Raw genomic sequence first — 23,318 nt, 5'->3', positions numbered from 1 at the left:
TCCGACGTATTCATCGCGGGCCGTCGATTCGAACCGCACGCGCTTGGCCTTTATGCCGAGGCGCTCTTTCTCGCCCAGATCTTCATGGCGAAATTCGTGCCGCCCCTCAACGAAGTGGCGTTCCCTGCCTATTCAAGAATCAAGGATGATCCCGCCGCGGTGCGCTGGGGGCTGATAAAGACGATTCGCCTGCTGATGCTGATCGCCGCACCCTTTTATTGCGGACTGGCCGTGACCGCGGCGCCGATCGTCGAGACATTGTTCGGAATAAAGTGGATCGGCATGGTCCCCTATATCCAGCTGATCGCGCTCGCTCTGATTTTCATGACGGTGCAGATTCTCTTCGCACCGGTCAATAACGCGCTCGGCCGGCCGTCGGTGTCAATGCGCGTGTCGCTGTGCGGGGCGATTCTCTTTCCCACCGCCTTCCTCGTCGGAGCGCAATGGGGCCTCATCGGCATGGCGTGGGCCTGGCTGGGGGCGGCGCCGGTGCTCCTGCTGGTGACCGCCAGCCTGTCTGCACCACTCAACGGTGTGTCGATCGCGGACATTGGGCGCGCGATGCTGCCCGGCCTCGTACCCGCGCTGGTGATGGCGATTGCGGTCGGCCTCACGGGCGAAGCGATCGCAGGCCACGGCCTCGCCGCCCCGATTCGTCTCGCACTGCTCGTCGCCCTCGGCGCGCTCCTCTACGGGACGCTCCTGTGGCTGCTCGAGCGTGAGGCGCTCGCCGAGGTGACCCGGCTTGTGCTGCGGCGGAAACCTGCGGGCGAGGCCTCAGCATAGCGGTTGCGCCGAAGGGCCCACCCGCCGAAACGCCGCATCATGATGCGATATAATCGCGCATTGCCGCCGCTTCGGCCTCGATCATGTCAATGCGATATTTGACGAGGTCGCCGATCGACACAAAACCCACGAGCCGGCCACCGTCGACCACCGGCAGGTGGCGAATGCGTTTTTGCGTCATCTGGGACAGGGCGCCGATCACCGCCATGCCCGAATCGCAGGTGACGGGCGATTGGGTCATCACCTCGTCAAGGGTACGGTCGAGCGCGTCCGGACCATAGGATGACATCAGTCGGACAAGATCGCGTTCGGAAAAAATGCCGACGATCGCGTCGCCCTCCACAACCGGCACCGCACCGATACGATGTTGCGCAAGCAAATCGACCACCGCCCGAACCGAATCGGTGGGCCGCGCCGAAATCACCGGTCCCGTGCGCCCGTGCAAGATCGCTGCGATCGTCATAAGCTGCGGCTCCCTCTTCCCTGTCGCTTTGATATCGGTGCCATCCTACCATGATTCGCGACGAAGCCGAAACATGCCGGGCGGGCATTCGCCCTTGGCCTTCGCCTCTGCATGGTTCATGGAAGCGCTATCATGGTCAAACCCTCCCCCCTCGACGACGATGGCGCGTCGAAAATCGCCTGGACCCGCTATCGCCGGCTGATGCGCGGCATGGCGATCGTCTCGCTCCTCGCGGTCGTCGGGGCGCTTGGATATCTGCGATGGGCAATGGGTGATGCGCTGACCATTCACATGATCATTGCCACCGCGGCGGGAGTGGGTTTGTCAGTCATGCTCGGCGCCGCGCTGATGGGGCTCGTCTTCCTGTCGAGCGGAAGCGGCCATGACGAGGCGATAGACGACCCGTTCAAGGACGATCCGGATCTCAAGCCATGACTGACGGCATCCATAATCTGCCCCAGCGCCCGGACCCGATATTGCGTGTCGTCCCGGCGCCGGCCGACATCAACAGCAATGGCCATATCTTCGGCGGCTGGGTGCTGAGCCAGATGGATATCGCAGGCGGCATCGTCGCCGCGCGAATCGCCCAGGGTCCGACGGCGACCGTGGCGATCGAGGCGATGGAGTTCATTGCGCCAATCCTGCTGCGCGACATCATCTCGGTCTATGCGCATCTTGAAAGGCGTGGCCGCACGTCGATGGGCATTCGCATCGAGGTGATCGCGACGCGCGACCAAGGTGAGACCGAGGTCAAGGTGACCGAAGGCCTGTTCACCTTCGTCGCGCTCGACGCAAATCATCGACCAAGGCCGCTTCCTCCGGCCTGACTGCAACGACGTGCGATTCAGTCGCCTTTCAGCTTTTGCCGAAAAATTCGGTTAAGCCGGTCGTTCGCCGGAACCGTCACGCGCCAGACCCACGCGCTGCCGCGTCGTTCCCAGCCTTCTGGCGTGCGGTCGAGCGCAAAGGGGATCAGCATCTCGACTTCGGCGTCGGATGACCGGGCATTGGTCAGCGTTACCTCCCACTGCCGGTACTTCTTGGGATCCGGATCGGGGAGGCTGCGAACACTATATTGCACGGCCGGGCTCGCAGCGACGTCATAATCGACGCGCTCCCCCTTCGCCTTGTCACCGATCTTTGCCTCGCCGACGAGCAGGCGGCGGTCTCCGGCCATCTCGAAAACGCTCACCATCCCCGCCGGAAGGGCCATCCCCAACCCATCGGTCTCTTCGTTCCGTGCGCGAAGCCGCAAGGTCAGCGGCTGCGGGCGGCCGGCGGCGGAGGTATAGAGCGTTGCGGCATAGAGCTGTTCGATCGGCACATTGTCCTTCGCGAGCAGCACGACCTGCTTCTGACCCTTCGCCGACACATCGACGCGAAAGGGAATGCGATAGAATTTGAGATCGCCCAGATCCTCGGCCGGGGCCGGGGCCGGCGGCGGCGGCGGCGGCGGTGGTGGGGCCATCGCATATCCGGCGCGGCGCTGTCCCGTCACGACGACCATTTCGAGGCTATCAAGCGCCGCGTCGTCAAACTCGATGACGGGCGGAAGCTCCCAATAGGGGTGAGTGCTCGTTATATCCATCGGCCAGCATTTAAGGACGAGTGATCCCGGGGTGCTGCGCGGCAGCGGCGGGCTATAGACCTTGTTCAGCCTCCCGGCGATCACGTTGAGCTGCGCGTTCGGAAAGCTGGTGACGCCGCCGTTCGCAACCGTGACCCACCCGGTCAGCCCGATCGTCCGGCCATCGGCGGCGCGGTCGGCGACATAATTGGCCGCCCAGTCAAATCCTTCGGCAAGGTAGAGCAATTGGACGGTCACGGTGCGCGCCGCATTGCTGTCGACCAGCACCGACAGCGTGGGCTTTGCGGACAGGTCGCGGGGAACACGGGCATGGATCATGCGCTCGGGCAGGCCCGAACAGCCAAGCGCCTCAAAGCCCTCGGCGGTTTGGACTATCACCCCCCCATTTGGTCCAGCCTGGATCACCGCCTCCTGCTCGACGACCCTGCCGGTTTTGACATTGGTACGCTGCAGTGTGACGCTCCGCTTCAGATAGGCGTCGACCAGTCCTGCGGGCGACAGCAAGCGCGCGTCGCGATTCTTTTCGAGCACTCCGTCGGGCAGACCGTTCACCACCGCGGTTTCGGGAAGCAGCCCCTCGGCAACGCCTTCGAAGCGCAGCGCTGAAGGTCCCGCGGGCAGCTCGACCGTGCGCGTCTCGGTGATGAAGGCAAAGCCCTGCGGCCAATTGGGGTTGATGGGCCCGCCGCTCCGAGCAGGCGCGCGATAAACGGTGACCGCGACATCATCGATTCGCGACGAGACAACGACCGCCCGCGCCTGCTGCGCAAGTGCCGCCAGCGGCGCGAGCAGCGCCGCAATGCCGAGCAGCAGCGGGAGGGCCCGCAACGCGCCGTCCTCAATAGCGCGTGTCGAAGGTGGCGGTGACGTCGGTCTTGCCATTCGCGGGCACCGGCACCTGCCATTCGACGCGGTCGGCCGATATGCGTTCGCTCTTCAGGCTTTCGTCGCTGATCCGCACGTCCCCATGGAGGCCATCCTGTGCGAGCAGGACCGTCACGGCTTCGGGGCGCGCATTGCTGAGCGTGTAGCGCATTTTGGTCACCCAGCGCGAATCACCCTTGCGTGTGCGCGACACCACGGTCGGCTGCACCTTGACGTCAAAAGCGTCGCCGGTACGCAGCGACATCGCCGATCCCATCGGCGTGTGATCGATACGATTCTCGCCGATGAACTGCGGATCGCCGCGTCCATCCCGCATATAGACGCGGATGGTCCCGGCCGGAAGCTGCTCGCCAAGTCCCCCCTGTCTCGACGTCGAAAAGCGCAAGACGCTCGCGGTGCTGACGGGGTCAGTGCTGCTGCCGAGCCAGCGATTGGCATATTCATAGGTCGACCGCGCAGGCGCCCCCTTCACGTCGAGGAAACTCACCTGTTTCTGCTGCGCATTGGCGATCGTCGTGCGCGCCGCGAGCGGGTAGAGATAATAGTCGCCGAGCCGCTCGCGGCTATTCGATTCGGTGCCAGCCATGTCCATTGCCCCGCTGAGCTGGCGAAAGCCCCCACCCCCGCCAGGGCTACCCGCGACGAGCAGCGTGCGCGCGTTGCTGTAGGTCGTGCCGGTCGAATTGGTGAGCGTCACCCAGCCCTGAATGTCGATCGCCCCCTTCGCCGCGTCGAACAGCGCAACATAGTCGGCGGTCCAGCCAAGGTTGGGAGTAAGATAGGACAATCGCGCTGGGACCGTGCCGCCGCTCGTCGCGTCGACGGTAACCGACAGCGTCGGGCGTGCGCGCAAATTGGGTGGCAGCCGGTCGAAAACCGCGCGCACCGGCAGACCATCATCGCGCAGCACTTCAATCCGCTCGCCGATCTGCAGCACGATGCCGCCATTGGCTGCGAGCACCTTCGCGCGCTCGGTCCGCTCGACGCCGGTTGCGGGGTTTGTACGAACGAGGGTGATCGTCTGGCCGACCGCCTTGTCCATCAACTTGTCAGGGGTGAGCAGATCGAAATCGAAATTCTGTTCGACGATCGAAAGGCCGGGGCCCGACAAGGTCACTGTTTCGGGTCGGATGCGGGCCGACACATCGGGGAATTCGATTCGATTGCGCCCCGGACGGACGCTGAGCTGGCGGTCGTCCTGCACAAGCGACTGACCATTATTATAGATGGTGACAGCGACGTCGCCCTGCGCGCTGCCGGCCGATTCCTGCGCGGCAGCCGGGAAAGTGCCGCCCAGCATCACCGCGACGCAAAGCCCGGTCCAGGCCCCTGTGGCTGCGCGCATCATACCCTCCCCGCCGCTGTCCGTGCGGGAAGGCTATGTCATGTTCGCGCCAAAAACCAGCGCGAAATCGCGGGCTTATTCGGCCGCTTCAACACCAGCGCTCCGCGCCGCAAGCGTGCGGCGCGGACGGCGCGTCTTGGGAGCGGGCGCCGCTTCCTCGGCCTCGGGTTCGGCGGCGTCGCTGTTGCGGCCGATTGCCGGCGGCAGTACCGAACTGTCAATGCCGGCACCGCTGTCGCCCTGGTCCTGCTGGCGCGCGCGCCGCGGGCGGCGGGCCTTGGGTGCGGGCGCTGCTTCGGCGGTCTCCTCGCTATCGCTCGCTTCAGTCTCGCGCGGCTCTTCTTGCTCGGCGCGCGGCTGCTCGCGTTCGCGGCGGCTCCGGCCCTGCTGTTGGCGATTGCCGCGATTGTCGTCATCGTCGCGGCGATCGCGTCCACCCTGCGAGCGGCTGTCGCGCTCGTCGCTGCGATCGCTTTCGCTCTCGGTGTCGAGCTCGCTGTCGTCGTGACCGTCGAAATCCTCGACCCCGCGAACCTCGCGGCCACGGTCGTGGCGTTCCTGGCCGTTCTGTGCTGCCTTTTCTTCCTGGCGAGCGCGAAAATCGCTGTGGACGCGGAAATAATGGTCCGCGAACTGCAGATAATATTCGGTCTGAACGCGATCGCCGGCAAGCTGCGCGTCGCGCGCAAGATTCTTGTACTTCTCGATCATCTGGACCGCGTTACCGCGCGCCCGGCTGTCGATCCGGTTCGCCTGATCGACGCCACCGCGCCCACCCGACTGCGACCGGTTGTTGTTGCTGTTGTTGCGGCCGCGACGGCGACCGCTCTGCCGGTTGTTCATGTTCAACTGAAGCATCCTGTCGAAAAGCTATGCCAAACCCCTTTTTGGCCGACCGCAACATATGTGCGTCGCGCCCGCGCTTTCGTGCGCGGCCCTTGCCCTCTACCGCTTGCGCGGGACCGTGGGTCCTGCACCAGCGCCGTAAATGGGAAGCAAACCAGTCGGGCCAGTATCGATGCAAGAGCATCGCCAAAGGGACCCCGATCAGGCCTGTGAGCCGCCCCTAACGCGCTTTGAACGCAAAACCAAGCGATTTATTGGCGGGTCGTTATGCTGCCGGGGTGAGCAGCACGGCCCGATCGCGACCAGCGAGGTCCTTGCGGCATTGAACCGCGAAACCCGCTTGTTCGGCCAGCGACCCCACCAAGGTAAGTTGTGTTGCGCCGATTTCAAGAACCGCAACCCCGCCCGGCGCGAGCAATCGCGGGAGGCCCGGAATGATCCTGCGGTAGTCGGTGAGACCATCGTCACCTGCAAATAGCGCCATCGCAGGCTCGTGATCGGCGACAGCGGGCATGAGGTCCTCCGACACCGCAACATAGGGCGGGTTGCACAAAATCAGGTCGAAGCGGTCCGTCAGCCCCTCCCCCCAGTCCCCGCGAGCGAACTCCGCCCTCCCGGCAAGGCCAAGCGCCGCCGCATTGCTGCGGGCATAGTCCAGCGCCGTCTCGCTCGCGTCGACTCCCAGCCCGGTCGCATCGCGCCATTCCGAAAGCGCCGCAAGCAGCAGCGTGCCTGGCCCGGTGCCGAGGTCGAGCACCGTTCGCGGCCAGCCTTCTCCCCGCTGCCGCGCGACATCGAGACTCGCTTCGATCAGGGTTTCGCTGTCGGGCCGCGGGATCAGCACGCCGGGGCCGACGCGAAGCGGGATCGTCCAGAAATCGCGGTGACCGACAATATAGGCGATCGGCTCGTGCGCCAGCCGACGCTCGATCAATCCCGCGAAGGATTGCGGCACGGCAAAGCGCGTTGGGTCAAGCAACAGCGCCTCGCGCTCGACCCCCAGCGCATGCGCCATCAGCAGTTCGGCATCGAGGCGCGGAGTGTCGGAGGTTTCAGCCAGCCGGGAAGCCGCGTCGCGAAGGGCTGCGCGAACCTCGCCTTCCTCCAAGTTCAGCGGAACGCTATTCACCCAGCCCCGCCAGCCTTTGCGCCTGGTCTTCGGCGATCAGTGCGTCGATCAGCTCGTCCATCTGACCCTCCAGTATCTCGGGCAGGCGGTGGAGCGTCAGGTTGATCCGGTGGTCGGTCACGCGCCCTTGCGGGAAATTATAGGTGCGAATGCGCTCCGATCGGTCGCCCGACCCGACCATCGACTTGCGCGCCGACGCCTCGGCACTGTGGATCTTCTCGCGCTCAAGGTCATAGAGGCGCGCGCGCAGCACCTGCATCGCCTTTGCGCGATTCTTGTGCTGGCTACGCTGATCCTGCTGAATCACGACCAGTCCCGTCGGGATATGGGTGATACGGATCGCGCTGTCGGTCGTGTTGACGTGCTGGCCGCCCGCGCCGCTCGCCCTGTAGATATCGATCTTGAGGTCATTGTCGTTGATAGCCACGTCGACTTCTTCGGCCTCGGGCAGCACCGCAACGGTCGCGGCGCTCGTGTGGATACGCCCGCCGCTCTCAGTCACCGGCACGCGCTGAACCCGGTGCACGCCGCTTTCGAACTTCAGCTTGGCAAAGACACCCTGCCCCACGACCGAGGCGACGACTTCCTTGTAGCCGCCCACCTCGGCCTCGTTGGCAGAGATGATTTCGACCTTCCACCCCTGCGTATCGGCGTAGCGGCTGTACATGCGAAGCAAATCGCCCGCGAACAGGGCGGCCTCGTCGCCCCCGGTGCCCGCACGGATTTCCAGCATCGCGGCGCGCTCGTCGGCGACATCCTTGGGCAGCAGCTTGATAGCAAGGTCGTGCTCGGCAACGGGAAGCGCCGCCTCGACCGCCGCAATCTCCTCCTCGGCCATCGCCTTCATCTCGGGATCCACGAGCATCTCGTTCAGCGAGACCAATTCGGCGCGGAGCCGCGTGACTTCGGCCGCCGCTTTCGCGACGGGCTCGAGTTCCGCGAATTCCTTCGATGCCGCGACGAAATCGGCGGGCGCCATATCGCCCGTCGCCATTCGCGCCTGCAGGGCGGCATGGCGCTCGATGATCGCGTCGATCTGTTTTTCGGAAACGGAGGTCATCAGCCGATCGAACGGAACAGCGCTTCAGCCCGTGCCGCCACGTCGCCGCCGTCCGTCTTGGCATTGGTGTGGGGAGCGCCGTTGCGCAAACTGACAGACAGCAACGCGCGAGCGCCCATCTTCGCAGCCTTGTCAAAGCGCTTGCGCGGGGAACCCGTCGCCACGATGTCGGCGGCCAGTTGATTCTCGCGCAGCAGCCGGAGCCCGCGCATTGCAAGGTCGAACAGGGCGTCGTCTTCGACCGCTATCACCGCATCGAGCCGGCTGTCGACAGCACCCGCATCGAGCAGCATCGCCAGCCGCTCGATCCCGCCGGCCCATCCGACCGCCGCCGTCGCGGAGCCGCCCAGCATCTCGATCAGCCCGTCATAGCGCCCCCCGCCAATCACGGTCCCCTGCGCGCCCAGACGATCGGTAACAAATTCAAAGGCGGTGTGGCGATAATAGTCGAGCCCGCGCACGAGCCGCGCATTGCGCACCCAGGCAACCCCCGCAGCGTCGAGAGCGGACGTCACTGCGCCGAAGAAGTCCTGCGCTTCGCTGGTGAGGAATGTGTCGATGTCGGGCGCACTGTCGGCGATCGGCCGGTCGCGCGGGTCCTTGCTGTCGAGGATGCGCAGAGGGTTCTTTTCTAGCCGCGCAAGACTGTCCTCGGAGAGGTCGCTGCGATGCCCTTCAAAATGTTCGACCAGCGCTGCACGCCATGCCTCGCGGCTGTCCCCGTCGCCGAGCGTGTTGAGCGTCAGGGTCACGCCATCGGCGATTCCCAGATCCTTCAGAAGCTGGTCGGCGAAAACGAGCAATTCGGCATCGGCGAGCGGACTGTCGCTTCCGATAACTTCGGCGTCGAGCTGGTGGAACTGACGATAGCGGCCCTTTTGCGGCCGCTCGTAGCGAAACAAGGGCCCGTGCGTCGCGACCTTGAGGGGCGCGAACTGCTGCCAGCCATTGGTGATGAAGGCGCGCGCGATCCCTGCGGTGAATTCGGGGCGCAGCGTGATCGATTCGCCGCCGCGGTCCTCGAAACTGTACATTTCCTTCGATACGACGTCGGTCGTCTCGCCGAGGCTGCGCGCGAACACCGCAGTTGGTTCGATCACCGGCACTTCGACGCGCTTGAAGCCATAAAGGCGCCGCACCCGCTCGAAGGTGCTGACGACATGCGCAAAGCGGTCGGCGGAATCGCCGAGCATGTCCTGGGTGCCGCGCACCGGTTGCGGCGTCGGGATTTTCGCGCTTCTATCCTTGCTCATGGCGGCGGCGTCTACTGGCTTTTCGTCGAAACGCAAAGGGCCCTCGCAGAGCCCATGCTGGACCTTCGGGTCTTTTCCCGGCAGTAAACCCGCCATGAAAAAGGCACCGTTCGTCGCGGCGACCCTGTTGGCCGCTCCCCTCGCCCTCGTTTCCGCCACCCACGCGCAGCAGGTCAACAGCCAGCCGCAACCGGCTGTTCCGTCGCACATCGTTCCGCTGCCCGCCGACAAGCCTTATCCCGGCACGATCGGGCTCAAGGTCGATGCAACCGACGTGGCCCGCGGAATCTTTCGCGTCCGCCAGACAATTCCCGTCGCAAAGAGTGGCAAGCTCACCCTTCTTTACCCCAAATGGCTGCCCGGCAAGCATGCGCCGCGCGGTGCGATCGCTGAGCTTGCAGGCTTTCGCCCCAGTGCTGGCGGCAAGGCGCTCACCTGGACGCGCCAGCCTACCGATGTCTACGCCTTCGACATCGACGTTCCCGAGGGGGTAAAGAGCATCGACGTCGCCTTCGACTTCCTGTCGCCGACCCGGACCAGCGAGGGCCGCGTCGTCGTCACCCCGGCGATCATGAACCTGCAATGGGAACAGGTCAGCCTCTATCCCGCCGGCTACTTCACCCGCAACATACCGGTGCAGCTCGACGTGACGCTGCCTGAGGGGTGGACAGGCGCCGCTGCACTCGACGGGTTAAAGGTCAGCGGCAATCGCTACAGTTACGCGCCCACCACCTACGAAACCTTGATCGACAGCCCGATGTTCGCGGGGCGCTATTTCCGCAAATGGGACCTTGGACACAATGTCACGCTGAACGTCGTTGCCGATGAGGCGCAATATCTCGAGGCAAGGCCTGACCAGATCGCAACCCACGCGGCGCTCGTCGGGGAGGCACTCGCCCTCTTCGGAATCCGGCATTTCGACCGCTATGAGTTTCTGCTCGCGCTCACCGACGAACTCGGCGGCATCGGGCTTGAGCATCATCGCAGCAGCGAAAATAGCAGCAACCCCGACTATTTTACCAAATGGGGCGATGGCGAAGTGCTGCGCGGGCTGCTGCCGCACGAATTCACCCACAGCTGGAATGGCAAATACCGCCGCCCGGCAAAGCTCTGGACCCCCGACTATCGCACGCCGATGCAGGGCAATCTCCTGTGGGTCTATGAAGGGCAGACGAGCTTTTGGGACATCGTCCTCGCGGCGCGGTCGGGAATGCAGTCCAAGGACATGGCGCTTGCGCAATGGGCGACCACCGCCGCCAATTATGCCGCAATGCCGGGACGAAGCTGGCGCTCGGTCGAGGATACGACGCTCGACCCGGTGATCGCCGCGCGCAAACCCAAACCTTTCGCGAGCTGGTCGAGAGGTGAGGATTATTACAATGAAGGCTCGCTGGTCTGGCTTGACGCCGACATGCTGATCCGCACCGCGACAAATAACAAGAAGAGCCTCGACGATTTCGCGAAGAGCTTTTTCGGCGGGCGCGAGGGCGACTGGGGCGAGGTGACCTATGACTTCGGCGATGTCATCCAGGCGTTGAATGCGGTCCATCCCTACGACTGGGCGACCTTCCTCCATCAGCGGCTGCAGACGCCTGCCCAGCCCGCCCCTGTGGGCGGGATCGAGCGTGCGGGCTACAGGCTCGTCTGGCGCGACACTCCCAACATCTATGACAAGGCACGAATGGCGATGTCGAAGTCCTATGACCTTACCCATTCGCTTGGACTGACCATCGACAAGGACGGAATTGCGGGCGCCATTCTCTGGGACGGCCCCGCCTTCCGCGCCGATATCGTCAATGGGACGAAGATCGTCGCGGTCGACGGATTTGCCTACAGCAGGGACCGGCTGGAGGCCGCGATCAAGGCCGCGACCGACGGGAAGACGCCGGTGCGCCTTCTCGTCGAGCGCGGCGGGCGCTACCGTGACGTCGCGATCGAGTATCATGGCGGACTACGCTGGCCCTGGCTCGAACGGACAGGCACGGGCCCCGACTGGTTCGACCGCCTGTTTGCGGCGAAACGCTCGCTTTAACCGCCGTCAGCCTCGCTGCAGCAGGGCCGGACCCGCCAGACAATCGTACCGCCACGAGAAGGGGGGCGACGCCTGCTCCCGCTTCGCGAAGACAAGGCGCGTTTGCACGATCCCCTCGACTTTTTGCGCCATCCGGCGCTAAAGGCGCGCGCGATTCAAAACATACTAAAGGACATCTCCCATGCGCATCGACCTGATCCCGGCCGGCGACAGCCCGCCCGACAGCCTCAACGTGCTGATCGAAGTGCCGATCGGCGGCGAGCCGGTGAAATATGAATTCGACAAGGCGTCAGGTGCCCTCTTCGTCGACCGTTTTCTCCACACGCCGATGCGCTATCCCGCCAACTACGGCTTCATCCCGCACACATTGGGCGATGACGGCGACCCGCTCGATGCGCTGGTCGTCGCACGCTCTTCGCTGGTCGCGGGCGCGGTGGTCAAATGCCGCCCGATCGGCGTGCTTCGGATGGAGGATAATGCCGGCGGCGATGAAAAACTGCTGTGCGTCCCGGTCAGCGCGACTTTCCCCTATTACGACAAGGTCAAGACCTACAAGGACATGCCCGAGATCGTGCTGCAGCAGATCGAGCACTTCTTCGCCCACTACAAGGACCTTGAGCCCGGCAAGTGGGTGAAGCTTGGCGGTTGGGGCGATGTCGACGAGGCAAAGAAGATCATCCTCGAAGGGGTCGAGCGCGCGAAGGCGAAGGGGATCTGAGACAAACGCCGTCTCGGCGAAAGCCGGGACGGCTGTCGTCTACGGGGAACGAGCAAGGGCCCTTTTTCACCCGGCTGACGCCTATCGCTCTTCCTTCGTATCGCCTCCGGCATCTAGGAGCCGCACATCCTGCCGCGGATAGGGCACGCGGATCCCGGCGGCTTGGAATGCATCCCATATCCCCAGAAACACCTCGCCCTGGATGTTGCCGAGCCCCGATTCGGGATCGGCAATCCAGTAGCGCAGTTCATGCTCGACCGCGCGTTCACTGAAAGCCGTGATCCACACCGCCGGCTCGGGATAATCGAGAATGCGCGGATTCGCCTTTGCAATGTCGAGCATGATATGCTGCGCCCGCTTGATATCGCTGTCATAGGCCACGGGAACGCGCATCCGGACGCGAACCTCGCGGCTCGAATAGCTCCAGTTCTCGACTGCCTGCGTCATCAGCAGTTCGTTCGGTATCAGATGCTTCTTGCCATCGCGGGTGACGACGCTGACCGCGCGCACCCCGATCTTCGCGACGCGCCCGACATTCGGCACGCCTCCGAGCGTCGCCACCCCCATCGAGGCAGCATCACCGACCACGATCACGTCGCCAGGCTTGATCGACCGGTCCATCAGAAGGATGATCCCCGCGATCAGATTGCCAACGGTCTTCTGGAGTCCGAAACCGATGGCGAGGCCCGCAGCGCCCGAAAAGACGGCGAGGGCGGTGAGGTCGATGCCCAGCAGGTCGACGCCGAACAGGATCGCGAAAATGAAAAGCGCGATAGCGATCAACTTTTCGGTGAGGATTCGCTGCGTATCGTCGATCTGCTTATTGCGGCGGAGCAGCCATTTGATCGCTCGCAGCACCAACCGGACGCCGGCATAGAGCAGCACCGCGACTACCAATGTCGCAAACAGCGAATAAAGCGACAGTCGATAATCGCCCACATCGAGACCGAGCGCCTTCATGGTGCCGATCACCTCGGCGGCGCCGCTGCGCAGCCCGCTCTCGACGCTCATCCGGCCATCGCCCCGAAGCCGCGCTCGATATCGGCGATCAGGTCGGCAGGATCCTCAAGCCCGATCGACAGGCGAACAAGCGCATCGGAATCGGTCCATGTCGTCGCCGTGCGGATCGTCCCCGGATCGCTGGGCACGACGAGGCTTTCGTAGCCGCCCCAACTAAAGCCGATGCCGAAATGCGCGAGCGCATCGATGAAACGCGCGCGCGCGGCGTCGTCCGCGCCCTTCAGCGTGAAGCCGAACAGCCCGCTCGCGCCCGAGAAATCGCGGGACCAGGTCGCATGTCCGGCATCCTCCGGCAGCGCGGGATGGAGAACGCGCCCAACCTCGGGCCGGGCAGCGAGCCAGCGTGCGATCGCGAGGCCATTCTCCCCGTGCCGCCGCATCCGAACGTCGAGCGTGCGCAAACCACGCAGCATCAGCGCGCAATCGTCGGGCGATACCGCCTGTCCCAGCTGATAGGCCGCCTGCCGCAGCCGGGGCCAGACCGCCCGAGTCGCGGTGAGCGATCCCATCATCGCGTCCGAATGGCCCCCGACATATTTGGTGAGGCTCATCATCGTCACGTCGACCCCGTGCGCGAGCGCGGGAAAGAGCAGCGGCGTCGCCCAGGTATTGTCGAGCATCGTGAGCACGCCGCGCTCGCGCGCGATTGCGGTGATCGCCGGAATATCCTGCACCTCGAAGGTTAGGCTACCCGGCGATTCAAGGAAGATGAGTTTCGTCTCGGGTCGGATCAGTTCGGCGATCCCGCCACCGACAAGCGGGTCGTAGTAAGTGGTGGTTACGCCATAGCGTTTCAGCATCCCGTTGCAGAACAGCCGCGTCGGCTCATAGGCGCTGTCGACCATCAGCAGATGATCGCCCGGCGCGAGCAGCGCGAGCAATCCTGCCGATATCGCCGCGACTCCGGAGGGATAGAGCAAAGTCCCCTCCGCACCCGGCTCCATTTCGGTCAGCGCGTCGGCGAGCGCCCACACGGTCGGCGTGCCCCGCCGACCGTAATAGAGCCGGTCGTGGGTCGCATGCCCGCGCGCCTTCAGATCCGCGATCGAATCATAAAGAACGGTCGAGGCACGCCATATCGGAGGATTGACGACTGCGCCCCCGAGCCGGGGATCGCCCGTCCACTCGGGCCGCCGCCCACCCTGCACCAGTTTCGTCGCGGGGCGGAGGCCTTGATCGTCGCTCGTGCTCATGCCCGCCTTGTTAGCGGAGCCCTAGCCAAAATCCAGTAGCACGCCGCCCGCAGAACAAATCGCCAGCAGCGGGATGATCCCGAGCCGGACGCGAAACAGCAGGATGAAGGCGAGTATTGCGAGCAGCAGGGCCGCAGGGTCGATGCTTTCGAGTACCGGCAAGTCGACACCCCATGCCGTCCGCTCCAGCTGGCGGAACAGCACATGTAGCGCGAACCACAAGGAAAGATTGGCAATCACGCCAACCACCGCCGCGGTGACCGCCGCCAGCGCGCCCTTGAGGCCCGCCGCGCGCTCGAGCCGGTCAATCCAGGGTGCAAAGGAGAATATCCACAAGAAACAGGGCGCGAAGGTGACCCATAAAGTCAGCGCGCTGCCCAGCAATGCTGCGACGAGGGGCGTGAAGGGCGCAGCGTCGCGCCATGCGGCAAGAAATCCGACGAACTGCGTCACCAGAATGAGCGGCCCCGGCGTCGTTTCGGCGAGCCCCAGGCCATCGGCCATCTCGCCTGGCTGCAGCCAGCCGAAGCCGCTTACCGCCTCCTGCGCCATATAGGCAAGGACCGCGTAAGCGCCGCCAAAACTCACCACCGCGAGCTGAGAGAAGAAGACGCCGATATCCCACAGAATATGCCCGCGTCCGAGCGTACCGAGGATCAGCAGCATTGGGGTCGCCCAGAGCGCGCCCCAAAGCATCACCGCCGAGAGGCTTTGCCGCCATGCCGACCCGGCCGGCGGCAGGGTCGTCTTACCGCCCGCCCCAATGTTCAACCAGCCAGGACGCCATCGTGCCGCCATCCAGCCGAGCAGCAGCGCCGAAAGGACCACGATGGGGAAGGGCAAGCCCGCAGCCGCGAGCGCGAGGAACGCCGCGAGCGCAACGGCGCGAAGAAAGATCGTCTTGAGCGCGCGCCGGGCGATTCGGATCAGCGCCTCTACGACGATAGCGAGCACCGCAGCCTTGATGCCAAGGAACAGCGCCACGAACCAGTCGAGCCCCGCCGCCGCAACATAAAGCAGCGACAGGCCGAACATGACAAGTGCGCCGGGAAGGACGAAGAGGAGCCCCGCCGCGAGGCCGCCGCGAAGTCCGTGCTGTCGCCAGCCGATCCATGTTGCAAGTTGCTGCGCTTCAGGGCCGGGCAGCAAGTGACAGAAGTTTAGCGCGTGCAGGAAGGTCGATTCGTCGACCCATCGCCGCTCCTCGACGAACTCGCGGTGCATCAACGCGATCTGCCCGGCGGGACCGCCGAAGCTCAGCCAGCCGATGCGGACATAGACGCGCAGCGCTTCGGCAAAGTTTGGCTGGACGAGGGCATTTTCAGGGGCGTCGTCAGGAAGGGCGGCCATATGTCATGCTTCTCCATCCGGCAGAGCCGGGCGAAAAAGCAACGCTTGGGCGAACGCCTGACCGGGAGGTTGCCTTGCCCCGGTGCGCGACGATTAGTCCAGCAGGGCCGAGTGCGGCAAGACGGAAAAAAGCAGCGCCCGGACAAGGGCGCCGGCACCCCGCACCTCAGGCTGTACCTGTCGCCTTGGGAGTCGCGGGGTCGGCGCCCCATTCGGTCCAACTGCCGTCGTAGACCGCCACATCATCCTTGCCGAGCAGGTGCGCGCCGAACGCTACCACGGTCGCGGTCATGCCCGTGCCGCAGGTGGTGACGAGGGGTTTGTCGAGATCGACCCCGGCGGCGTCGAAGGCCGCCTTCAGTTCGTCACCCTGCTTCCAGGTGCCATCGGCGTGGAAGAGCGTGCTGTGCGGCAGGCTGAGCGAGCCCGGAATATGGCCGGGGGCGACACCGGGGCGCGGGTCGCGCTCTTCGCCCGTGAAGCGCGCCGCTGGGCGTGCGTCGACGACTTGCTCGGCGGTGTTCGCCAGGTTTTCGAGCATCTGCTCCTTCGTGCGCACCGCCTTGGCGTCACGCCACACGGTGAAGTGGCGGTGGCGCAGCGTCTGCTTGCCCATTTCGAGCGGACGCCCCTCGGCCTTCCACTTGGCGAGGCCTCCATCGAGCAACGCGACGTCGTGCGCGCCGAACAATTTGAGAAGCCACCAGGCACGCGCCGCGCTCTTGAGCGGGCTGTCGTCATAGATCACGATTCGGCTGCCATCGCCGAGCCCGAGCGACTGCATACGGCTTGCGAATTTTTCGGGCGGGGGCGCCATATTGTCGATGGCGCTGTTCGTGTCAGCAAGCTCGGCGAGGTCCATGAACACCGCGCCCGGAATGTGGCCCGCCTCATATTCGGCGCGCGGGTCGCGGCCTGCGTCGGGCATGAATTTCGTCGCATCGACGACCCGCAGGTCGGATGCCCCCAGTTCGCGTTCCAGCCATTCCGTTGACACCAAGGCGTCCATGTCATGCTCCTGTTACAACCTGCGGGGAACCTTGTTGATCCGTCCCTCCGCCGGCCATCCTGCTGCGGCTCTGCTCTTTTCCGGGGAAGATGATCAGCCTATGCCTCCACCGGCACTTTTTCAAGCGTATGGCTGCTCTGCCTCACCCGATGCTGCGCCGCAACAAAAAAGGGATCGAAGCGACCCCGAGGGCTAGAGCTTGCGCCGCATGGCCGTGGCGCGCGCGGCCGGACGATCGACACTATAGGAAGCTCGGTCGAGCGGCAGCGGCGCGAGCTTGTCGCCCGCCCCCGGCGCCGGCCCGCGGCCGACAACGAAGGTGCCGGCGACCTGCCCGAAGGCATCGGCGTCTCCTTCCCAGTGATAGGTGACATCGAACGCGAGGACGGGAACCAGCATGGGTTTGCCGCCGACCATCAGCGGCTCGACGCTCGCGCGCGGCAGCATCACCTCGGTCGTCAGCGCCTCGCCTGCGCCCGGCGCCAATTCGATGTCGTCGCGCAGCACGCTGCCCCCCGCGCCGTCGAAGAAACGCATCAGCACGCCTTCCTGCATCGCCGAGCCCTGGTTGAGCGCAATGCGGACCATGAGGCCCGTTGCGGCGACCGGCCCGCGATTCGCAAGATCAAGCACGAAGCCGACGACGAGATTTTCTTCCGTAAGGCGGATCGCCTGCACGTCGAGGGTCATCACGACCTCGGCGCGCTGCTCGGCGGCAGGGCGCGTAACGAGCGACGACGCAGCAGCAGGGGTCGGGGCGGGCTGCGGAGGACCGGAAGGATGCGGCGGGCGAGGAGCGGGGCGCATGGGGGAGGTCGATGCGCGGGGGGCGGGCGGCGGGTTTAGCGGCTCCGCGGGCTCGCCGGGCGCACCGTCCGCGAGCACGGGACGGCGCCGCCAGTACCAGAAGCCGGCGGCGGCTGCGGCGAACGCCGCGAGCAGCCAACCCCAGATCGGAGGGTTGCCCTCGTCGCCTTCTGCTGCTGGAACCGGCGTCATATCGTCGGCTGCCGGAGGCGTCGGATCGCGGTCCGCGATGGGCGCCGAATCCAACGTCGCGGATACGGGCGCTGCGCCAGCCGGCGCCGTTTCGGTCGGCGCGGGCGATGCGGCGCCTGCAGCGGCTGAGGCGCTAGCCGGCGCCCTTTGGGTTGGCGCAGGCGCGGTACTTTCGCGCACCTGCGCGGGAGCGGGAGCGGGAGCCGGCGCGGGCGAGGTGGGCACCGGCTGGGTCGGCACGACGCGCGGTGCGGCGGGCTGCGGCGCAGGGGTCGGCACGCCGCGCCGTTCGCCGGGTGCAAGCGGCGCGATGCCATTGTCGGCGGGACCCTGCACGCCGGACTGGCGCCCGTCGTCGGCGGGACGGAGGCGGAAATCGCTGAGGCTGCCCGGCGCGGGGGCCGGGGCGGGCGCCTCCGTTTGCTGCGCCCGCGCGGTCCCGATCGCAGCGAGCGAAAACGCCAGCGCGATCAGCGGCAACGACGCCGCTCCCTTATTCCGACCGAATTTCCTCTTCTTCATCTCTAGCCCGGGGCCCGATCATTTCTTTCGGTCCGCACCTTGAACGGGTGCTGAACCCGGCCGGCCATCGACGGATGACAGCGACCGCGCGCCGCACTAGACGGTTTCCATGAGTGATTCCAGCCATCCCCCCCTTGCGCCCAAACATCTTGGCCAATCGAGCGAACTTCCTGCCTCACCCGAGGCCGCCGTTCTCGACTATGTGCCCAATCCCCGCCGCGGCGAGCTCTATCTCGTGCGCTTTGCCGCGCCCGAATTCACCTCACTCTGCCCGGTGACGGGTCAGCCCGATTTCGCGCATCTCGTGATCGACTATGCGCCCGACGAGACGATTGTCGAATCGAAGAGCCTGAAACTCTTTCTCGGCTCGTTCCGCAACCATGCAGGCTTCCACGAGGATTGCACCGTGGGCATCGGCCGACGCCTGTTCGACGAAATGCGGCCGCAATGGCTGCGCATCGGCGGTTATTGGTACCCGCGCGGGGGCATTCCGATCGACGTCTTCTGGCAATCGGGCCCGCCGCCCGCCGGCCTATGGCTCCCTGACCAGGGCGTCCCCCCCTATCGGGGCCGGGGCTGAGCAGGCATAGGCTCGGGCATCCTGCCCCGGGATTCTGGCCCTTCCTGACGATCTTTGATGTTGCCGTGCGATCACCGAAAGAATCTGAAATTTCATCTTTCCGTCACATTCTGTTGACATTAGTGTCAACGTCATGACCGCCGCCGCAACCCCGCACGACCACAAGATCACCGTCGCCCCCGATCAGATCGACTTCATGGGGCACGTCAACAACGCCCATTATCTGAGCTGGGTGCAGGAGGCCGTACTCGCCCACTGGCGCAAGATCGCGCCGCCCGAGGCGGTCGCGCAGCATCTGTGGGTCGCGCTAAAACACGAGATCACCTATCGCCGCCCCGCCTTCCTCGATGACCGCGTGATTGCGACGGTGATTCTTGAAAAGGTTCAGGGCGCGCGCGCCTTTTATGACACGGTGATCAAGCGCGGCGAGGACGTGCTGGCTGAGGTCAAGTCGAGCTGGTGCTGCATCGACGCCAAGACGCTCCGCCCCGCCCGTCTTGCGAGCGAAGTCGTCGCGCGTTTCTTCCCGAACGAGAAAATCTAGAAGCATTCCGGTCGCGCTCAGCGGCCTTGCGCGAGCTGTGTTCGAAGTTGCTGCAATTCGCGCTCGGGCACGCGGGGTAACGCCGCCGCGGGCTTTCCACTGCGCAGGCGCTTGCGGTCTTTCTCCGAAGGCTCCACCCGCCGCACGCGCACCGGCGCATGGCCCTGCGCCCGGATGCCAAGTTCCTCAGCCGCGCCGCGCGACAAGTCGATAATCCTCCCGCGCAAAAAGGGCCCGCGGTCGTTCACCCGCACCAGGATCCGCCGCCCGCTGTCGAGCGCGGTTACCTCGACATAGGTCGGCAGCGGCAGTGTCGTGTGCGCGGCGGTGATCCAGCCTGCGTGAAATTTCTCGCCATTTGCTGTGCGATTGCCCGATTCGTTGCCGTACCAACTCGCATAGCCAAGTGCGTCATAGGCGGGCGCGGCGGCGGGCACATAGGTGACTCCGCGAACCGAATAGGGCTGACCGATGCGCACGGGGGTGTCGCTAACCGGCCTGAAATTTCCACCGGCACAGGCCGACAGCATCAAGGCCGCCACGCCCATGCTTGTCCATCGGATCGTCGGAGCCCGCCGCATCGATGCGATCGTAGAGGTGCAAGGGCGGGGAATAAAGGGCCTGTCCGGGTTCAGTACATATGAGACTGCTGGAGATTTCCGCAGCTGATGGACTGGAGGTACTCGGCGGGGGTTTTCATGTCGAGAGCCTCGTGTGGCCTGACGTGGTTGAAGCGGTGTGCGAAGGCATCGACGAATGGCTGTAATTGATCGATGCGATGGGGCAGGTCGTAGGATTCGTAGAACTCGTATCGCCAGCATCCCTGGTTTCGTTCGACGGCGCCGTTGAGTTGGGGGCTTTTGGGAGGGAGGACGAAGAGCGGGAGGCCGCGGATTTGGCAGGCGGTCTCGAACTCAGCCTTGAACTCGGAGCCGCCGTCGACCTGGATACCGGTGATCGGGAAGGGTGCTTCGGCGATGAGCTTGTCGAGGAGGGCGGTGGCATTGGTGGCGGTGGCGCTGGCGGCGACCTTGCCGAGGGTCCACTTTGCGACGGGATCATAGGCTGTGAAGTGCTTGATCGCCTTGCCGGGTCGGATGTTGATGAAGAGCGTGTCGATCTGGACCAGCTGGCCTGGGAGCGATGGCCTGAGGCCTTTGGGCAGGCGACGGGCGTGTCGTTCCTTGTTGTTGTAGCGGAAGCGGCGTCCTCCGGGTTTTCTGCGCAGCAGGGGCACGGGGACGACTGCTCCTCTGGCGACGAGTCTTCGAAGGATGCGCCCGACCGTCGAGACGGAGGTCATGAAGCCTTCGCGGGCGAGCAGCACGGCGATCTTGCGCTTGCCCCACATGGGGTTGTCGAGCCGCAGTTCCTCGACCGCTTCGGCGAGTGCTGGCGACCAGCGCGGCTGGCGCACCCGCAGTGGCCTTCGGCTCAGCGGCTCGGGCCGCTTCTCCCAGCGGTAGAGGGTTGCGCGCGGGACACCCACGGCCCTCGCCGCGGCAGCGGCGCAGAGCCCTTCGCGGATGGCCTGCCGCCAGCGATGAACAATGTCTCGCCTGATCGCCGCTTCGCTATCGGGGGCTTTCGCGCCGATCAGGCGAGACATCAACTGGGCGGTTCTGCTAACGCGGCCTGGCAGGTGAAATACTTGCATCGGGGGTCTCCTTCAGCTGGTGTGTTGCAACCTCAGCTTCGAAGACCCCCGAGTCTTTCTCAAGCCTCGCGTCTCAAATGTGTCTGGACCCGGTCAGGGCCTATGCGGAACTTTCGCGCCTCCCCGTCGCGTTGCGGCGAAGCCCTGGCAGCGACGCAGCCTTCCGAGGGATGGGGGAGCACGCAGCGCTCATCTGCCCATTTCCAACACCGCGCTTCGCGGCTTTGCCGATTGCCCGCTGCGACGCTCCGCTCTAGACCTTCCCTTAACGCCCGGTTTGGAAGGAATGGACAGTGAGCGAAGGCGGCGAAGCGACGGAAATCTATCTCGGCCTTGGCGGCGGGGGCGCTGATGGCCCGCGGCAGGCACTGGTCCTGAAGCGCGCAAACCGCCACGGGCTCATTGCGGGTGCCACCGGCACTGGCAAGACGGTAACACTGCAGGGTCTTGCCGAGAGCTTTTCGGCGGTCGGCGTGCCGGTTTTTGTCGCCGACGTAAAAGGCGATCTGTCCGGCATCGCGATGGCCGGCAGCCCGACGGCGAAGACGCACGAAGCCTTCGCAAAGCGTGCGGCCGAGATTGGCGACACCGATTGGGCGTACCGCGACAATCCGGTCATTTTCTGGGACCTGTTCGGCGAACAGGGCCATCCGGTTCGCACCACCGTATCCGAAATGGGTCCGCTGCTGCTTGCGCGACTGATGGGCCTCAACGACGTGCAGGAAGGGGTGCTTGCGATCGCTTTCCGCGTCGCGGACGAGCAGAATTTGCTGCTCCTCGACATGGGTGATCTGCAGGCAATGCTCGCCTGGTGCGCTGAAAATGCCGACCAGCTAACCACCAAATATGGTCATGTGTCGAAAGCGACAGTCGGCACAATCCAGCGTCAGCTTCTCAGCCTCGAAAGTCAGGGCGGCGACCATTTTTTTGGCGAGCCCGCGCTCGACATCATGGACATGATACGCTGCGACGATCAGGGGCGCGGCTATATCAACATACTGGCTGCCGACAAGCTGATGGCGAGCCCCAAGCTTTATGCGACCTTTCTGCTCTGGCTGCTCTCCGAGATGTTCGAGACGCTTCCCGAGGTGGGCGACCCCGACAAGCCAAGGCTCGTCTTCTTCTTTGATGAAGCGCACCTGCTGTTCGACGACGCGCCGCCGGCCCTGACCGACAAGATCGAGCAGGTCGTGCGGCTGATCCGCTCGAAGGGCGTCGGCGTCTATTTCGTGACGCAAAACCCGATCGATATTCCAGAGGACGTCGCAGGCCAACTTGGCAACCGCGTCCAGCACGCACTGCGCGCCTTCACGCCGCGCGACCAGAAGGCAGTGAGGGCGGCTGCCGAAACCTTCCGTCCCAATCCCAAGGTCGATGTCGCGCGCGAGATCACCGAGCTCAAGGTCGGCGAGGCACTGGTATCGCTGCTGATGGCGGACGGCGCGCCTTCACCGGTCGAGCGTACGCTTATCAAGGCACCCTGCTCGCGGGCAGGCCCCCTCGATGCCAAGGAACGCGCGATCATCAAGTCGATCTCGCCTGTAGCCGACAAATATGACACGCCGGTCAACCGCGAAAGCGCCGAAGAATTGCTCGCCGTAAAGGCCGAGCAGGCGCAGGCGGCCGCCGCCGAGGCGAAAGCCAAGGCCGAAGCGGACAAGCAGGCCGCGATCGCTGCAAAAGAAGAGGCGAAGCGCAAGGCGGCAGAAGAGAAGGAACGGCTGCGCCTCGAAAAGGCGGCTGCGCGCGAAGCCGCGAAGCCCAGCATGGCGGAGAAGATGATCCAGTCGGCGGCACGCTCGGCTGCGACAAGCATCGGACGTCAGGTGGCGGGCAAGTTCGGCGGTCAGCTGATGCGCGGAATATTGGGCGGCCTGTTCAAGTGAAGGAGCGGTCCGATGCCGCGCTGATGGAGGCGACCCTCGCGGCCGTCGCCGAGACCGGGATCGACATCCGCCACACGCTGTTTGAGCGCTTTTTCTCCGCCTACCCCGAGCGGCATCCTGCCTTTCTGAACCTTGACGCCGCGTCACGGCGCATGACCGACGAGACGCTGCAGATCCTCTTTGGGCTCGCGACTGACGAAGGCTGGGTCTGGCCTCTCGTCGCCGAGCTTGTCGCAACGCACCGCAATTACGGCATGCTTCCGACCGACGAATATGACGCCTTCATCGACCTGGCGATAGATGAGCTCGGCCGCGCCGCGGGACGAGCATGGACGGGCGCCCACGCCGCGGCATGGCGGCGGCAGGGCGAAATCCTGAAAGCCATGATCCGCCGCGCGCTTGCCGAATGGGAGAGCGCGATGCCCGGGGGCCGCGCGGCTACCCCCGCCTGAG

At 65.0% G+C, this 23,318-nt stretch carries 23 protein-coding genes (1 of these 23 only partly in view); 9 read left to right on the top strand and 14 right to left on the bottom strand.

The genetic code is table 11. From position 1 onward, the window contains the following. Window positions 1–786, top strand: partial view of a lipopolysaccharide biosynthesis protein gene (locus tag LH20_RS00660; RefSeq protein WP_083455223.1) — the 3' portion only. 732 nt of this gene lie to the left of the window's left edge; 786 of the gene's 1,518 nt are visible here — the last part of the coding sequence; its start codon lies beyond the left edge, outside the window; it ends in the stop codon at window positions 784–786. 37 nt (window positions 787–823) lie between these two features. On the opposite strand, the gene LH20_RS00655 is transcribed toward LH20_RS00660, so the two are convergent. Continuing rightward, window positions 824–1,249 carry a CBS domain-containing protein gene (locus tag LH20_RS00655; RefSeq protein ID WP_053552554.1) on the bottom strand — a complete coding sequence of 142 codons (426 nt, stop codon included), beginning with the start codon at window positions 1,247–1,249 and terminating at the stop codon, window positions 824–826. Window positions 1,250–1,381: 132 nt separating this feature from the next. Here LH20_RS00655 and LH20_RS00650 point away from each other — a divergent pair, with 132 nt between their 5' ends. Both LH20_RS00650 and LH20_RS00645 read left to right on the top strand, forming a co-directional pair. Beyond that, entirely contained in the window at window positions 1,382–1,684 is a 303-nt protein-coding gene (locus LH20_RS00650; RefSeq protein WP_053552553.1) for a hypothetical protein, read from the top strand. After that, the gene (locus LH20_RS00645) at window positions 1,681–2,076 is read left to right on the top strand and encodes an acyl-CoA thioesterase (RefSeq protein ID WP_053552552.1); all 396 of its coding nucleotides are present in this window, start codon (window positions 1,681–1,683) and stop codon (window positions 2,074–2,076) included. The genes LH20_RS00650 and LH20_RS00645 overlap by 4 nt, the downstream gene beginning before the upstream one ends. A 17-nt stretch (window positions 2,077–2,093) precedes the next feature. Here the strand turns inward: LH20_RS00645 and LH20_RS00640 are convergent, their stop codons facing one another. From LH20_RS00640 to hisS, 6 genes are all read right to left on the bottom strand, one after another. Continuing rightward, a complete protein-coding gene (locus LH20_RS00640; protein ID WP_442800444.1) occupies window positions 2,094–3,719 on the bottom strand; it encodes a DUF4139 domain-containing protein in 1,626 nt (541 codons plus the stop codon). Further along, complete coding sequence (locus tag LH20_RS00635) at window positions 3,676–5,022, bottom strand: DUF4139 domain-containing protein (RefSeq protein WP_053555993.1); 1,347 nt, start codon at window positions 5,020–5,022, stop codon at window positions 3,676–3,678. Before LH20_RS00635 ends, LH20_RS00640 begins: the two co-directional genes overlap by 44 nt. A 120-nt stretch (window positions 5,023–5,142) precedes the next feature. Further along, entirely contained in the window at window positions 5,143–5,910 is a 768-nt protein-coding gene (locus LH20_RS00630) for a DUF4167 domain-containing protein (RefSeq protein WP_200905467.1), read from the bottom strand. A gap of 268 nt (window positions 5,911–6,178) precedes the next feature. After that, complete coding sequence (gene prmC / locus LH20_RS00625; RefSeq protein ID WP_235527065.1) at window positions 6,179–7,042, bottom strand: peptide chain release factor N(5)-glutamine methyltransferase; 864 nt, start codon at window positions 7,040–7,042, stop codon at window positions 6,179–6,181. After that, on the bottom strand, window positions 7,035–8,102 hold the full coding sequence (prfA, locus tag LH20_RS00620; RefSeq protein WP_053552550.1) for a peptide chain release factor 1: 1,068 nt from the start codon (window positions 8,100–8,102) through the stop codon (window positions 7,035–7,037). The genes prmC and prfA overlap by 8 nt, the downstream gene beginning before the upstream one ends. Beyond that, the gene (gene hisS, locus LH20_RS00615; RefSeq protein ID WP_053555991.1) at window positions 8,102–9,355 is read right to left on the bottom strand and encodes a histidine--tRNA ligase; all 1,254 of its coding nucleotides are present in this window, start codon (window positions 9,353–9,355) and stop codon (window positions 8,102–8,104) included. The genes prfA and hisS overlap by 1 nt, the downstream gene beginning before the upstream one ends. A gap of 94 nt (window positions 9,356–9,449) precedes the next feature. Between hisS and LH20_RS00610 the strand changes: the two genes are divergently transcribed. Together LH20_RS00610 and ppa are read left to right on the top strand one after the other, a co-directional pair. Next, window positions 9,450–11,387: a M61 family metallopeptidase gene (locus LH20_RS00610; RefSeq protein WP_053552549.1), complete on the top strand. Its 1,938-nt coding sequence runs from the start codon at window positions 9,450–9,452 to the stop codon at window positions 11,385–11,387. 181 nt (window positions 11,388–11,568) lie between these two features. Beyond that, on the top strand, window positions 11,569–12,105 hold the full coding sequence (gene ppa / locus LH20_RS00605; RefSeq protein WP_053552548.1) for an inorganic diphosphatase: 537 nt from the start codon (window positions 11,569–11,571) through the stop codon (window positions 12,103–12,105). A gap of 81 nt (window positions 12,106–12,186) precedes the next feature. On the opposite strand, the gene LH20_RS00600 is transcribed toward ppa, so the two are convergent. The 5 genes from LH20_RS00600 to LH20_RS24130 form a co-directional block, all read right to left on the bottom strand. Beyond that, window positions 12,187–13,116, bottom strand: coding sequence for a mechanosensitive ion channel family protein (locus LH20_RS00600; RefSeq protein ID WP_053552547.1), 930 nt, complete (start codon window positions 13,114–13,116; stop codon window positions 12,187–12,189). Beyond that, complete coding sequence (metC, locus tag LH20_RS00595; protein ID WP_053552546.1) at window positions 13,113–14,318, bottom strand: cystathionine beta-lyase; 1,206 nt, start codon at window positions 14,316–14,318, stop codon at window positions 13,113–13,115. The genes LH20_RS00600 and metC overlap by 4 nt, the downstream gene beginning before the upstream one ends. 21 nt (window positions 14,319–14,339) lie before the next feature. Further along, complete coding sequence (chrA, locus tag LH20_RS00590; protein WP_083455222.1) at window positions 14,340–15,668, bottom strand: chromate efflux transporter; 1,329 nt, start codon at window positions 15,666–15,668, stop codon at window positions 14,340–14,342. Between the two features lie 166 nt (window positions 15,669–15,834). Further along, window positions 15,835–16,677 (bottom strand): 3-mercaptopyruvate sulfurtransferase, encoded by an 843-nt coding sequence (gene sseA / locus LH20_RS00585; protein WP_053552545.1) that lies wholly within the window; start codon window positions 16,675–16,677, stop codon window positions 15,835–15,837. Window positions 16,678–16,869: 192 nt separating this feature from the next. Beyond that, window positions 16,870–18,156, bottom strand: a complete 1,287-nt coding sequence (locus LH20_RS24130; RefSeq protein ID WP_268796086.1) for a hypothetical protein — start codon at window positions 18,154–18,156, stop codon at window positions 16,870–16,872. Between the two features lie 151 nt (window positions 18,157–18,307). Here LH20_RS24130 and queF point away from each other — a divergent pair, with 151 nt between their 5' ends. Then, window positions 18,308–18,778, top strand: a complete 471-nt coding sequence (gene queF, locus LH20_RS00575) for a preQ(1) synthase (RefSeq protein WP_053552543.1) — start codon at window positions 18,308–18,310, stop codon at window positions 18,776–18,778. A gap of 133 nt (window positions 18,779–18,911) precedes the next feature. Then, window positions 18,912–19,322 (top strand): acyl-CoA thioesterase, encoded by a 411-nt coding sequence (locus LH20_RS00570; RefSeq protein ID WP_053552542.1) that lies wholly within the window; start codon window positions 18,912–18,914, stop codon window positions 19,320–19,322. Between the two features lie 17 nt (window positions 19,323–19,339). Here the strand turns inward: LH20_RS00570 and LH20_RS00565 are convergent, their stop codons facing one another. Next, window positions 19,340–19,870: a septal ring lytic transglycosylase RlpA family protein gene (locus tag LH20_RS00565; protein ID WP_053552541.1), complete on the bottom strand. Its 531-nt coding sequence runs from the start codon at window positions 19,868–19,870 to the stop codon at window positions 19,340–19,342. Window positions 19,871–19,953: 83 nt separating this feature from the next. Then, window positions 19,954–20,979 (bottom strand): integrase core domain-containing protein, encoded by a 1,026-nt coding sequence (locus LH20_RS00560; protein WP_053552540.1) that lies wholly within the window; start codon window positions 20,977–20,979, stop codon window positions 19,954–19,956. Between the two features lie 293 nt (window positions 20,980–21,272). Here LH20_RS00560 and LH20_RS00555 point away from each other — a divergent pair, with 293 nt between their 5' ends. Both LH20_RS00555 and LH20_RS00550 read left to right on the top strand, forming a co-directional pair. Further along, window positions 21,273–22,865: a helicase HerA-like domain-containing protein gene (locus LH20_RS00555; RefSeq protein ID WP_053552539.1), complete on the top strand. Its 1,593-nt coding sequence runs from the start codon at window positions 21,273–21,275 to the stop codon at window positions 22,863–22,865. After that, entirely contained in the window at window positions 22,862–23,317 is a 456-nt protein-coding gene (locus LH20_RS00550; protein ID WP_144423473.1) for a globin, read from the top strand. The genes LH20_RS00555 and LH20_RS00550 overlap by 4 nt, the downstream gene beginning before the upstream one ends. The last annotated feature ends 1 nt before the right edge of the window (window position 23,318 follow it).

This window comes from Sphingopyxis sp. 113P3 (assembly GCF_001278035.1).
In the GTDB taxonomy this organism is placed as follows: domain Bacteria; phylum Pseudomonadota; class Alphaproteobacteria; order Sphingomonadales; family Sphingomonadaceae; genus Sphingopyxis.
This window is presented reverse-complemented; position numbering and strand designations above follow the sequence as displayed.